Below are 13,611 nucleotides of genomic sequence, written 5' to 3' on the forward strand. Positions count from 1 at the left end.
TAAAATTTTAACATTTATTTAAGAACAAAACTAAATAATAAATGTTTTTATTACTTTTGTCATATATAAGCCATTTAAAATAATATAAGCCATGTTAGTAAAAGTATTTGGAAGTGCCGTATTTGGTGTAGATGCTACTACTATTACAGTAGAAGTAAATACAGAAAAAGGGATTGGTTATCATCTAGTAGGACTACCTGATAGTACCATTAAGGAAAGTTGTTTTAGAATAGCAGCTGCTCTTAAGAATAATCATTATCAATTTCCTGGAAAAAAATAATTGTAAATATGGCCCCAGCCGATTTACGCAAAGAAGGATCTGCTTATGATTTAACAATTGCAATAGGTATTTTAGCTGCTTCTGGACAAATTAATGAAGCCCAAATAAAGGAATACATTATAATGGGTGAACTTTCTTTAGATGGGAGTTTACAACCTATAAAAGGAGCTCTTCCTATTGCTATAAAAGCTAGAGAAGAAGGTTTTAAAGGTTTTTTCTTGCCAAAACAAAATGCTAATGAAGCAGCTATTGTATCTGATTTGGCGGTTTATGGTATTGAAAATGTACGTGAAATTATTGATTTTTTTGAAAAGAAAATACAACTAGAGCCTACAAAAATCAACACTCGTGAAGAATTTTTTAAAACTATTGATTTTGCAGAATTTGATTTTGCAGAAGTAAGAGGGCAAGAATCTATTAAAAGATGTATGGAAATAGCGGCAGCTGGAGGTCATAACATCATTTTAATTGGACCTCTGGATCGGGTAAAACTATGTTAGCCAAACGACTACCCAGCATTTTACCTCCTATGACACTAAAAGAAGCATTGGAAACAACTAAAATACACAGTGTTGCTGGAAAAGCTAAGGATTCAGGCTTAATGAATCAACGTCCTTTTAGAGCACCTCATCATTCTGCCTCAAGTGTTTCTTTAGTTGGAGGAGGTAGTTATCCACAACCTGGCGAAATTTCTTTAGCCCATAATGGTGTTCTTTTTTTAGATGAACTACCTGAGTTTAAACGAGAAGTTTTGGAAGTAATGCGACAGCCGTTAGAGGATCGAGAAGTAACAATAGCAAGAGCTAAATTTACCATTACCTACCCCTCTTCTTTTATGCTTGTTGCTAGTATGAATCCTAGTCCTAGTGGATATTTTCATGATTCTAATTCTAAATTAAGTGGCACTGCTAATGAAATGCAGCGTTATATGAGTAAAATATCAGGTCCTTTGTTGGATCGAATAGATTTACATATAGAAGTAACCCCTGTACCTTTTGAAAAACTTTCGGATAATAAACCATCAGAATCTAGTTTTGAAATTAGAAAGAGAGTTTGTAAAGCACGCGAAATTCAGAGTTTAAGATTCGAAAAATATGATCATTTACACTACAATGCTCAAATGACAACAAAACAAATAAGAGAATATTGTCTTTTAGATGCCGATTCTATCCATTTATTAAAAACTGCTATGGATCGTTTAAACTTATCTGCTAGAGCTTATGATAGAATTTTAAAAGTGTCTCGCACGATTGCCGATCTTGAAAATTCAGAAAATGTCCAAGCGGATCATATAGCGGAAGCAATACAATACAGGAGTTTAGACCGAGAAGGCTGGCTTGGGTAATATTTTACAACTAAAAAGAGAATATTCAAAAAATTATGATATTCTCTTTTTACATAAATCTATAAAAATTAAAACGATTCAAAAAGTTGAAATCTTATTATTTTAATTCAAAAATCACCTTACTTTAATCAGTAAAAGGAAATTTGAAGAAGCAAGAAACAAAACAATTCGTATTGCATTTAAATCTTATTTCTTTTTAAAATATTATTTTTTAAAGACTATAAAAATTATACTAATTGGTTTAAGGCTATTTCAAAAGCTCTTGCACTTATATTCTTTTTATCAGAACTTGAATCAAATGTTTTTTGGATAGCCGTTTTAATAACATCTGAAGTATCATTAAAAATAGCTTCGTCTGTCATTTGTACTTTTCGTTCCATGAAATAAGCAAAAACGCGAGCCATTCCACAATTTGAAATAAAATCAGGAATCAAACTTATTTTGCTATCTGTTTCCTCCATAATAGGACCAAAGAAAATTTCTTTATCGGCAAAAGGAACATTAGCTCCACAAGAGATTACTTCTAATCCTGATGTTATCATGTTTTCTACTTGTTCTTTTGTAACTAAACGAGAAGCGGCGCATGGTGCAAAAATTTCAGCTCCTATAGTCCAAATTTCTTTATTAATTTCGGCAAAAGAAAGCATATTATTTGCTACTAATTTGTTGCCATCTTTATTAAGAAATAACGTTCTAATTTCTTCAAAAGTAAAACCGTTTTTATTAATAAGCCCTCCTTCTCTATCTATAATTCCTACAATCTTGGCTCCCATTTCTGCTAAATAAAAAGCAGCGGCTGATCCCACATTTCCAAAACCTTGAACAATGGCTTTTTTACCCGCAACATTACCTCCATAAATATCATAATAATGTCTTACGGCTTGTGCAACTCCGTAACCTGTAATCATATCAGCTACGGTATATTTTTTATGAATATCTGGCGAAAAAGTTGTGTTTTCTATAACTTTTACAACTCCTTGACGTAATTGTCCAATACGATTGATTTTATCTGCTTCAGTAGGCTTAAAATGGCCATTAAAAACACCTTCTTGTGGATGCCAAACACCGCATTCTTCGGTCATTGGTATTACTTCATGAATTTCATCTACATTTAAATCACCTCCTGTACCATAATAGCTTTTCAACAAGGGAGATACGGCTTTATACCAACGTTGCAGGACTTCTTTTTTTCTTGGATCATTTGGATCAAAATTAATTCCTGACTTTGCTCCACCTATAGCTGGTCCAGAAACTGAAAATTTAACCTCCATTGTTTTAGCTAAAGATAAAACTTCATTCATATCTAAACCTTTACGCATACGAGTTCCTCCTCCTGCAGCCCCTCCACGCAATGAATTAATTACAGTCCAACCTTCTGCATCTGTTTCTGGATCTTTCCAATGAAATACTACTTCTGGTTCTTTATTTTCAAATTTCTTTAAAAGCTCTTTCATATTATATATTAATTTTAGATGTGTATTTTATGAAAAAAGTTGTGCAAATGTAATTATTTTGCACAACTTTTTTCAAGGACTTATTCTTTTAATGTTTTCCTAAAAGTTCATTCTTTAAATCTTCATCTGCTGGTTCATCTGATAACCAAATACCAAAAAGAGCTTTTTTAAAGTCTTTTCCTTCTACTTTACCTTTTAATTTTTCATTTTTAGTAACTGTAATAGCTTCTTCTTTGGGATTATAAGATAATACATACACATCTCCTTTCACTATTTCTTCCGAAAGCAATGACTTAAATTGGTTAATTTTAGGCATCATGGCGTTTAATTTTTCTCCACATGATTTTTCAAACCCTTTTTCCATTGCATTAGTTAGTTTACGAGCTGTAACCATTTTTGAAATTATTTCAATACGAATAGCCATATCTGTTTCACTATCCATAATCACGTGTGGATCTTGAGATAAAGCAGTTAAGTATAAAGCTTGTACATATACATCAACCCAAGCCTTTGATCGAGTTCCAAATCCATTTAATTGAATTTTTTTCCTCCATTTACCTCTATAGTTCTGGGAACTATTACGCCGTCTGTTTCAAATTGTGTTTGCGCATTAGAGATAAAAGCGGTACACATTAAAGCAAGAAAAAATAACTTTTTCAATTTCATAATTTTCAATATTTTAGGGTAATACAAATGTACCACATTTAAATTTTATTCCAAAAAATGATTGCTTTATTCTGATTTAATCTTATATATGTAACCTGCCGAATGATCTTCTGAAGCGCCTGTTACACTGGAGAGTACATTTATTTTATTTTCTAATTTTAAAACGCCTAAAAATGCAAAAATTAATGCTTCTTTAAACTCAATTATTTTTTGATCAGGAATTAAAACTTTTATATTAGGATTATTATTTCTGATTCTTTCAATTAAATAATCATTATACACTCCTCCTCCCGTAACTAGCATTTTCCCTGATTTATTTAATAATACATTTTTAATTTGAACGGCAATATGCTCTGAAAATGTGCATAAAATATCTGGAATACTTAAACCTTCAAATTGTTTGATAATCGGTAATATTTGACTTTTTACATATTCTATTCCTAAAGATTTAGGAAAAGGTAATTGATAATAGGCTAATTGATTTAACTTCATTAACAAAGAATGATTAATAGATCCAGATCTAGCCATAGCTCCTTTGTCATCAAAGTTATTTCCTGTTTTTTCTGCAAAGAAATTCAAAACCGTATTTACTGGAGAAATATCAAAAGCAATTCTTTTATCTAATAGTTGAAATGAAATATTAGAAAATCCTCCTAAATTCAAACAATAATCAAAATCTGAAAACAGAATATGATCTCCTATGGGAACTAAAGGGGCTCCTTGTCCTCCTTTATTAACATCTTGAACTCTAAAATCACACACTACCGTCTGCTTAACTAAATGAGCTATCATAGGTAAATTACCTATTTGTAGGGTAATACCTTTTTCTGGTTGATGTAAAATAGTATGCCCGTGTGAACAAATAGCATCTACATTATTTAATTGGTATTGATTTATAAATTTATTAATGATAGAACTTAGATATAGCGTATAATCCTCATTTAACTTTTCTAAATCTTGTTGATTATAGTTTACAGCTAATTTTAACCTTAATACCCACTCTTGGTCATAAGGTACCGTTTCTACTTCTAATATTTCAAATTTCCAAGTTTGATCTTCTTCTTTGAAAAAAATATGGGCTAAATCAACCCCGTCTAAAGAGGTGCCCGACATAACGCCTATAACATTAAAAAACTTTTTTTCCATAACCTGCAAAAATAATCAAACTTATTGGTAAATTAGTATAAATAACTATATTTGAAAACTTTTATAAAACAAAAACACAAAAATACAATGAACTTTAATTTAAGCGAGGAACATTTAATGATTCAGCAAGCTGCAAAAGATTTTGCTCAGGTTGAATTATTACCGAGTGTTATAGAAAGAGATGAACATTCTATATTTCCAACGGAACAAGTAAAAAAAATGGCTGAACTAGGCTTTTTAGGTATGATGGTTGATCCTAAATATGGAGGAGCAGGTTTAGATAGCGTTTCTTATGTACTGGCTATGGAAGAAATAGCTAAAATTGATGCTTCTGCAGCTGTAATCATGTCCGTAAATAACTCATTAGTATGCGCAGGTTTGGAAAAATTTGCTAGTGAAGAGCAAAAAATGAAGTATTTAGTTCCTCTTGCTAAAGGTGATGTTATTGGTGCTTTTTGTTTGTCTGAGCCTGAAGCTGGTTCAGATGCTACTTCCCAAAAAACGACGGCAATTGACAAAGGAGATCATTATTTATTAAATGGCACTAAAAACTGGATAACAAATGGTGGATCTGCTTCTACCTATATCGTTATTGCTCAAACAGATGCTGAAAAAGGACATAAAGGAATCAATGCTTTTATCGTTGAAAAAGGATGGGAAGGTTTTTCTATAGGCCCTAAAGAGAAAAAAATGGGAATCAGAGGTTCTGACACACATTCTCTTATGTTTTCGGATGTAAAAGTACCAAAAGAAAACCGTATAGGTGAAGATGGTTTTGGTTTTAATTTTGCTATGGCTGTTTTAAATGGTGGACGTATTGGTATTGCTTCTCAAGCTTTAGGTATTGCTTCTGGTGCTTACGATTTAGCATTAAAATATTCACAAGAACGTGTAGCTTTCAAAAAACCAATTTTCCAACATCAAGCTATTGCTTTTAAATTAGCAGATATGGCTACCCAAATTACTGCTGCAAGAATGCTTTGTTTAAAAGCTGCTTGTGAAAAAGATGCAGGACAAGATATATCTCATTCTGGCGCAATGGCTAAATTATTTGCTTCAGAAACTGCAATGAATGTAACAATAGAAGCAGTTCAGATACACGGTGGTAACGGATACGTTAGTGAATATCATGTAGAAAGAATGATGCGTGATGCTAAAATTACTCAAATTTATGAAGGAACTTCTGAAATTCAAAGAATTGTTATTTCTAGAGGTTTAATAAAATAATTTTATCCTATATAAAAAGAATGCCGTTATACACTGCACTCAAAAACATCAATTAGTTTATAATTGCTTTAATTAGAATATGAGCTCGAACTTATCGAGCTCATACTTTTTATATTCAATTTCATTCTTCATTCATATCTTCCAATTGCTTTATTAAATATATTACCATTATATAAGATATAATAAAGTCTTTCTTTTAAACGAACTATTTTAATTATATTTGAGTTTGTTTTTTTACACATTAAAGCCACTAAAAACTTTATTAAAGAGCTCTTTCTAATGATATATAGCGGATTAAATAATGAATACATAGAACTAATAAACCTCCATACTGGCAGTTTATTAACATTAGACAACACTTTATCTTATCCTCTTTTATTTATATGGATAAAAAGTGACCAAGCGGATTTTTCTTATGAAGGAAATACTTTAAATCTTGCTAATAATACTATTTTATGTCTTACATCTTTTCATAAAATTGAAATTGATCATTTAGAAGCAGCAAGGGTTATAAAATTTAATCGTGAATTTTATTGTGTTAAAGATCATGACAGCGAAGTAAGCTGCAAGGGATTACTCTTTTATGGAGCCAATCAATTACCTTATTTTCAAATACCAGAAGATGAAATTGATAAATTTGAAACGTTATGGCAAATGTTTTTAATTGAGATGCAATCAAAAGATAGTTTACAATTAGAAATGCTTCAAATGATGTTAAAAAGATTTATTATTCTTTGTACACGCATTTACAAATTACAACAAAACTTATTTAAATTAGAGACAAAAGAAATTGATATTGTTAGAGAATTTCATTTTTTGGTAGAACAACATTTTAAACAAAAACATACCGTAAAAGAATATGCCAGCTTATTAAATAAATCAGCAAAAACACTGGCTAATATTTTTTCACAAGTTTCTAAAAAAAGCCCTTTACAAATCATTCATGAAAGAAAACTTTTAGAAGCCAAAAGAATGCTTAGGTATACTGATAAGGCAGTTAAAGAAATAGCATACGAACTTGGCTTTGAAGACATACAATCATTTAGTCGTTTTTTTAAAAAATCTGAAAAAATCAGCCCTTCTGAATTTAAAAACTCATTATTGGGAAATATTGCCAACTCATCGGGAACGAAAACCTAACCCTTGATCTTACTATTACCTGATCTTTGCATTGTAATTATTCCAATAACATAAAAAATAAAACAATGACAAAGTTTACAATTCCAACTCGAGAAGAAGTATCAGAAAACAATCAAGTAATTTTTGACAATCTTCAAAAAAACTTAGGTTTTATACCTAATTTATACGCTTATTACGCAAAAAATGAAACCGCATTAAGCGATTATCTTACTTTGCAAAATAGAAAAAGTACACTTAAGGCAAAGGAAAGAGAAGTAATCAATCTTGTAACAAGTCAAATTAATGGATGCCGTTATTGTCTATCAGCCCATACTATGCTAGGTAAGATGAATGGTTTTACAGAAGAGCAGGTAATAGAACTTCGTAAGGGTTTTGCTTCTTTTGATCCTAAATTAGACGCTTTGGCTAAATTTACCGCTTCAGTAGTAGAAAATCGTGGTAAAGCAACTGAAACAAGTAAAGCCTCTTTTTTTGCTGCAGGCTATACAGAAGCCAATTTAATTGATCTCGTTATTATCGTAGGAGACAAAATAATTAGTAATTACCTACACAATTTAACGGAGTTTGCCATTGACTTTCCAATTGCATCTGAACTTTAATTAACTTTTAAAATTTTATCAAAATGAAATCGGGAAATTTAATCATCAGAATAGCCTTTGGTCTATTATTTATTTGGGGCGGACTTGAAAAATTATTTGAAGGTTTTTTAGGAGGTGTAGGTTTACAAAATATGGCTAATTTTTTAAAATCTACTGGTTGGAGTTTTTTAGGCGATAAAGGAACTTTTATTTTAGCCCTTATTTTAGCTTTATTAGAATTAATTGCTGGTATTTTTCTTATTATTAATAAAAAACTTTTTTATTCTTACAGCTTTTTATCACTTGTGATGTTTATTGCCCTAGCGACGGTTCATATACCATCAGGAAATTGGATGAATATTATGATTCATATTGCTTTATTAGGTACTTTATTAGGTCTCGGCATAAATGAATTTGATAATAAAAATTTTACATCTAAAACATAAAATTTTTATTAGCCTTACTAAAAAAATGTATGACAGCAGACTTTATAACAAATTCCGCATTATATTTTGTGATAAAAAAGTAAAGGCTAAGAAAAAAAATATTTTTTCTTAGCTATACAACTCGTTTTGAGACTGTCTAAAAAATGCACTGCACCAAAAAGTTAGATACTATTTGGGGTCAGTGCACTTAGACAGCCTCTTACTTATTTTGATACAATTCTTGATTTGTACATAGCTTTTTTTACCATCTTTAGTCTCTACAAAGCACCAGTATTCTTCATCAAAAAATGCGTATAATTGGCCTGCTTATTAGAAATAAAATCATCGGCTATTCTCAATACTCTCATAAAAGTCCTAATCTTAGCTTCACACTCACATTTTTTTCCTATTTCAAAATAAGACCCCTCTTTTTTCAAAAATTCCCCTTCGTGTTTTTTAACGTTACCCGGCATTCTGCCTGTAGCCATAGGTATTCGGTCGGTACTTTGTAGGTGTCGAAAGTGATTTTTTCGCCTTTGTCATACGAGACATTTGCTAATGCTTTTACAATATCCTCAGCTTTAGAAAATTTTTCATTACTTACTAGATGGCCTTTATTTTTTCTCTAATAAAAGGATATTTTTTTTACCTGTTAAACTGTCAATGTATGAGCTTTCAAGTGTATATTTACTTTTTTATCTTTCTTAATTTTAATTGTATTATTATCATCCATTCTAAAAATTAACTCATCATTATTTGTGTTTATTAACTTTAGCTTTGAATTTTTCTCTTCTACATAACTAAATAGATAAAAATCTTGAAAATTTTTATCTATTTTAATATTGAAGTTTGCCCAACCTCTAGGATCAGATGATTCATCTTTTAGTCTTAGAAATGTCCCATTATAAGTTCCTATCCAATTAATTATTTTTAAATCTCCAATGTTTTCTGAATTCGAAAGTGATTTCCTTGAATTTGAAGTAGTTAAATTCAAATATTTATCATTTAAAATACTGTTGATTAAAATTTTCCCACTATCGTCTTTTTCTAATAAATAATCAACGTTTACCCTTTGTTCATTCTTGTTGTCGAATAATCTAAAGCTTACTCTAAATTGATTTTTATTATCTAAAGAAATGATTTTTAAAGTTTTTTTGATTGATTCACCATTATAGTCTTGTCCTTTTATAAAAGGGTCATAATCTAAAACATAATTTTCTTCATTTCTTAAACTATCAATTTTAAACTTAATTTTTTCAGAAAGATAAGACTTCAATTGCTCATTATCAATCTTAATATTGTCATCAAAATAAAATTTTGAATAAAATTCATTTAACATTAATATACCTTGAACAGAATCATTTTCAACAACTAAAGAATCTTTAGAATATATATTATTTAAATTTTCTGAATTTAAATTTTCTGAATTTGGATTTTTCTTACATGTAAGAAAGAAAAAACTTAAAACAATTATTTGGATTACTTTTTTCATATATAATTAATTAACATAATATTAAAATTTTACAATCATTCCCATCTATAAATTGAGTATTTTTTTTCTATTGAACTCTTATCTACAGAATTATTGAGATGTTTGTTGATTTTATTATAATTAATATACGAATCTTTCTTTTGAGGGTGTGAAGGATTAAGCATTTCGTATTTACAAGTTATAACTTGAAATAGTAGCGGTATATAAAATAAATACTTCATTTATTGGTTTTAATACTTAAATATGTCGGTTATTATTTACATAATTTCAGTATTATTTCTTTTCCTTGCTTCTCTTGATTAAAACTTATTTCTTTAAATTCTCTTTTTTTGTTTTTTCATTATAAAAACCATACCAATAAAATTTTATAGTTTTATCATTTATCATTTTTATATATGCTATTGGCTCATCATTTAAATATTCTTTCCAATTTAAATTACGTCCAATATTTCCAATATCTTCAGGGATTTCTTTTAACTTATAAGATACCCCATTTTCAATATCATTTTTTTTAATTTCTGACATATCAATATATATCTGATTATAAAGAACTACTAAAGAAGCCTCTTTATCTTTTATATTTAAATTTCCAAGCCCATTTTTACAATCAACTTACCATTTTCCATTGATTGAATATTTTTTGTTTAAATTTTTATTTTGATAAAATGTAAAAAAATATTCCTTCGAATTAAAGCTTTGTTCTTCATTAGCATTTTTAATTTTTTTATCAATTAAAAATGACCAATTTCCTTGTTCTTTTTATAGTATTTTTGTATGAAAGGGAATCCAATACTAAAATCTTCTTCACTTTGAATATTTATATATTCTTTAGGGATGAATGTACTTATTATTAAAAAATCGTTTTCAAATTTTACTTTAGCTTTGAGTATTTGATCAATTTTTTTTTCATCACTTGATGAATAATAATTAACTGAATTTAATTCTTCATATAAGGGTTTAATATTGTTATTTACTTCAAATTTATCGTAATAATCAATGTTTTGTTTAGAAATAGGAAGATAATAAATTGTGAATTTTCCTAAATTTTTAATGAATGTAGTTGAGTATATAACTTTTTTCTCTGAATCAAAATGAAGTTTTTTTCTGCATTAAAATTATCTACAATAGATGATTTTGAACTTTCTTTTTTGACTTTATTTCAGAAGTTTTTGTTTGTCCATTGCAACTAATAAAAGTAAGCACGACTAATAAATTTTTGAAAAAGTTTTTTATTTTCATTTTACATTACCTTTTCTTGTTTAGTCAAATTTAATTTTTATTCAAATTAATATTCAAAACTTTATTCTTAAAAGCTTTCTGCTTCATTTTAATTTTTATCTAGAAATCAGATATGATTCCCAAAAAGTTATGGCTATTAGTTATTTAATATCATCTAACTTAGAATACGTTTCTTTCCATTTTCCATTAGATTGAATCTTGATAACAAATGTATTTATTTTGCAACATCCAGAAGGATGACCAAATTTCAAATTTCTCCCTTTATTATTAATTTCTATAGGAAATAATCTAATATCATCAGTTAGCTGTAAATCCAATTCAAATTGTCCTTTAGAGTTTTGTTTGTAATAAGCATATTGAGGACCTCCATTACTTCCTTCATAATTTATTATTGCAAAATCTTCTAGACCATCAAAATTAAAATCTAGTAATATAAAATCGTGATATTGTTCAATCCCTTCTGAAGTTTTTATCAATTCCTGTTTAGGATTAAAATAGGAATGAATTGAAGAGTTTAAATTGTTCTTTTTGTATATAACATCTCTGGTACAAAATCAATTTCTTGATTTTTATTTGTTTCGATATTTTTTATAGTAATATTAATTTTTGTTTTTCATTGTCTTCGTCGTTATTGATTGTAGAAACTTGGAACTTAAATTTAAATTTTTTAGATGTTGAAAAATTTTCAATTTCATTATTTCTTGATTTTGAAACAGTATCTGAAGAAAATAATTGTGGAAACTGTTTATAAAAAAAATCATATTTTCCGATTAAAGGATTATTTGTTTTTAATTTTTTTAGAAAATTCCATTTTTTTCTGAAAGATTATATTCATAAAAATAAATTTCGGTATTTTTTTAAAAAACATTGCTTCTTCCGATTCTCCATTTGATACATCTAAGTATATTTTAGGTATATAAACTGCAAAAATGTTATATAAATTCAATTTTTTTGTGACTATTTTTTCAATTTCTGAGCTCTTTCCAATTTCATTTGTATTAGGATCTTGAAGATAGTTCAACCAATAATTGCGTAAACTTATGTCTTTTGGTACATAACTTATGGCAAACCATTGTACCTCTTTATTTCTATAATTATAATAATAACGATACGGATGCTCAGATATATCAGAATCACCAAATGAAATCATATAACCATTAAAATATTTTTTATCAAAAAAATCAACAGGTACTTGTTCCTTATTGGTGTTTTGATTTTGTGTATTGTCTTTATAGGTTTTCAGTTTTTTGCTATTTGTAACTTGGCCGTTACAAGCAGTAATCAAGAAGCTGAATAAAAGAATTTTAATTATTTGTTTCATCACTCTATATTTTATCTCCATTGCTATCAAATTTTGTTTTCATATAATTCAGGTTCAACCTTTTTCTCAAAAAAAAAGATACTATATCTATTTTTGTAAGCCCACTCCATTATATGTTGTATTTCATAGCAACTTCAAAATAAGATCAAATTTTTTTCAAAAAATCTCCTTCGTGTTTTTAGTGTCGTCTTGGCTTTCGGGTTAATCTCTATCATCTAAATTGATAATTCCTGCTGATTCTATTTTGGTGTTTATAGGCATTTTTAAAAGTTTATTATTTTTATCTAATATATAAATAGCACTTAATTCATTGTTTTTAGCAGTCCTTAAACAAAACGCTTTTTTATTATTATCTTTTTAATTATGATATTTGTATCAATAATTAATTTTTTGTTGATTTTAAGTGTATCGCATAAGATTTCATCTTTCTTTGACAAAATATATACGTCTTTAATTTCATTTGTTTTAATATCGATAATGTTTATTGTTTCCAATTGATATTTGTAATCAATATTTACATAAGTTTTTCCTTGCGAATAAGTTGCTCCATTCAAATTGAATAAATTGTCTAAATTTTTAGAATGATATAAATCTTCTTTAATTTTTATTCTGTCTGTCTTAAATGTTGTTCCTAAAGAATTTGTTTTATTATTATTTTCAAAAGAAAATAAATCTGGAAATAAATTTGAAAAATAATTATTGTCGTGATAAGCAGGAAGGGTTTGAGACTTTACATCTCTTAGTTTTTTCCAAACTTTATTATTTTGATCAAAAATATAAATTTCTGCAATTGTATTACTTTTAAGATATACAGCTTCTAATGAACAAGGATTACCTGTCAAATATTCTTTTTTACTGTGTATGAAAAAATATTATACGATTTAAGATTGTTATCCAAAAGATTGCTAATATTTTTATTTTCTGTTTCTGCATCGTCATATTCGTATTTGTATTTTTTAAAATACCCCTCTGTCCAAAAAAAACTCAATGAATCTGTTCTTGGCACAAAATGCAGTGTAAACAATCCTTCTTTATTGCAATCAAGATAACTCATTATAGGATGTTCTGATAAAGATGATCCATCAATGTTTAAAGTATATCCTTTTAGATACTTTTTGTCTAAAAAATTAATATTTTGTTCTAAATTATCACCTTTATTAGTTACTTGTCTGATTTCAACTTTCTTATTATTTTGTCCATTACAAGAAATAATCAAAAAACTAATTATTACAAGTTTTATTATTTGCTTCATACTTTTAAATTTTATTTGTCATACAGAATCACTTATCATCATTGAT

General features: G+C 28.1%; 15 protein-coding genes and 1 pseudogene. 5 read left to right on the forward strand and 11 right to left on the reverse strand.

Features of this window, described 5'->3' with window-relative positions:
- Nucleotides 1–91 precede the first annotated feature (91 nt).
- Nucleotides 92–1,625 (forward strand): annotated as a pseudogene (locus tag JJC05_RS01830) (YifB family Mg chelatase-like AAA ATPase).
- A gap of 227 nt (nt 1,626–1,852) precedes the next feature.
- Here the strand turns inward: JJC05_RS01830 and JJC05_RS01835 are convergent.
- The 4 genes from JJC05_RS01835 to JJC05_RS01845 form a co-directional block, all read right to left on the reverse strand.
- Nucleotides 1,853–3,079 carry a Glu/Leu/Phe/Val dehydrogenase dimerization domain-containing protein gene (locus tag JJC05_RS01835; RefSeq protein WP_088391714.1) on the reverse strand — a complete coding sequence of 409 codons (1,227 nt, stop codon included), beginning with the start codon at nt 3,077–3,079 and terminating at the stop codon, nt 1,853–1,855.
- 88 nt (nt 3,080–3,167) lie between these two features.
- Nucleotides 3,168–3,620, reverse strand: a complete 453-nt coding sequence (locus JJC05_RS01840; protein WP_258929745.1) for a chalcone isomerase family protein — start codon at nt 3,618–3,620, stop codon at nt 3,168–3,170.
- Complete coding sequence (locus JJC05_RS16390) at nt 3,611–3,739, reverse strand: hypothetical protein (protein ID WP_258929406.1); 129 nt, start codon at nt 3,737–3,739, stop codon at nt 3,611–3,613. Before JJC05_RS16390 ends, JJC05_RS01840 begins: the two co-directional genes overlap by 10 nt.
- 72 nt (nt 3,740–3,811) lie before the next feature.
- A complete protein-coding gene (locus tag JJC05_RS01845) occupies nt 3,812–4,891 on the reverse strand; it encodes an anhydro-N-acetylmuramic acid kinase (RefSeq protein WP_088391716.1) in 1,080 nt (359 codons plus the stop codon).
- 87 nt (nt 4,892–4,978) lie between these two features.
- Between JJC05_RS01845 and JJC05_RS01850 the strand changes: the two genes are divergently transcribed.
- From JJC05_RS01850 to JJC05_RS01865, 4 genes are all read left to right on the forward strand, one after another.
- Complete coding sequence (locus tag JJC05_RS01850) at nt 4,979–6,118, forward strand: acyl-CoA dehydrogenase (RefSeq protein ID WP_235878784.1); 1,140 nt, start codon at nt 4,979–4,981, stop codon at nt 6,116–6,118.
- A 279-nt stretch (nt 6,119–6,397) separates the two neighbouring features.
- Nucleotides 6,398–7,258 carry a helix-turn-helix domain-containing protein gene (locus tag JJC05_RS01855; protein ID WP_088391720.1) on the forward strand — a complete coding sequence of 287 codons (861 nt, stop codon included), beginning with the start codon at nt 6,398–6,400 and terminating at the stop codon, nt 7,256–7,258.
- Nucleotides 7,259–7,323: 65 nt separating this feature from the next.
- Nucleotides 7,324–7,857, forward strand: a complete 534-nt coding sequence (locus tag JJC05_RS01860) for a carboxymuconolactone decarboxylase family protein (protein WP_088391722.1) — start codon at nt 7,324–7,326, stop codon at nt 7,855–7,857.
- Between the two features lie 23 nt (nt 7,858–7,880).
- Entirely contained in the window at nt 7,881–8,282 is a 402-nt protein-coding gene (locus JJC05_RS01865) for a DoxX family membrane protein (protein ID WP_235878082.1), read from the forward strand.
- A 257-nt stretch (nt 8,283–8,539) separates the two neighbouring features.
- On the opposite strand, the gene JJC05_RS01870 is transcribed toward JJC05_RS01865, so the two are convergent.
- The 7 genes from JJC05_RS01870 to JJC05_RS01900 all read right to left on the reverse strand — a co-directional run bounded on the left by JJC05_RS01870 (nt 8,540) and on the right by JJC05_RS01900 (nt 13,565).
- The gene (locus tag JJC05_RS01870; protein WP_235878084.1) at nt 8,540–8,749 is read right to left on the reverse strand and encodes a hypothetical protein; all 210 of its coding nucleotides are present in this window, start codon (nt 8,747–8,749) and stop codon (nt 8,540–8,542) included.
- Nucleotides 8,750–8,913: 164 nt separating this feature from the next.
- Nucleotides 8,914–9,753: a DUF3828 domain-containing protein gene (locus JJC05_RS01875; RefSeq protein ID WP_235878086.1), complete on the reverse strand. Its 840-nt coding sequence runs from the start codon at nt 9,751–9,753 to the stop codon at nt 8,914–8,916.
- 306 nt (nt 9,754–10,059) lie between these two features.
- The gene (locus JJC05_RS01880) at nt 10,060–10,278 is read right to left on the reverse strand and encodes a hypothetical protein (RefSeq protein ID WP_235878088.1); all 219 of its coding nucleotides are present in this window, start codon (nt 10,276–10,278) and stop codon (nt 10,060–10,062) included.
- An 854-nt stretch (nt 10,279–11,132) separates the two neighbouring features.
- Nucleotides 11,133–11,468 carry an XAC2610-related protein gene (locus JJC05_RS01885; protein WP_235878090.1) on the reverse strand — a complete coding sequence of 112 codons (336 nt, stop codon included), beginning with the start codon at nt 11,466–11,468 and terminating at the stop codon, nt 11,133–11,135.
- Nucleotides 11,469–11,770: 302 nt separating this feature from the next.
- The gene (locus JJC05_RS01890; RefSeq protein ID WP_235878092.1) at nt 11,771–12,313 is read right to left on the reverse strand and encodes a hypothetical protein; all 543 of its coding nucleotides are present in this window, start codon (nt 12,311–12,313) and stop codon (nt 11,771–11,773) included.
- Nucleotides 12,314–12,639: 326 nt separating this feature from the next.
- Complete coding sequence (locus JJC05_RS01895) at nt 12,640–13,155, reverse strand: hypothetical protein (protein ID WP_235878093.1); 516 nt, start codon at nt 13,153–13,155, stop codon at nt 12,640–12,642.
- Entirely contained in the window at nt 13,152–13,565 is a 414-nt protein-coding gene (locus JJC05_RS01900) for a hypothetical protein (RefSeq protein ID WP_235878094.1), read from the reverse strand. The genes JJC05_RS01895 and JJC05_RS01900 overlap by 4 nt, the downstream gene beginning before the upstream one ends.
- Nucleotides 13,566–13,611: the final 46 nt, after the last annotated feature.

The sequence above is a fragment of the Flavobacterium davisii genome, assembly GCF_019565505.1.
In the GTDB taxonomy this organism is placed as follows: Bacteria; Bacteroidota; Bacteroidia; order Flavobacteriales; family Flavobacteriaceae; genus Flavobacterium; species Flavobacterium davisii.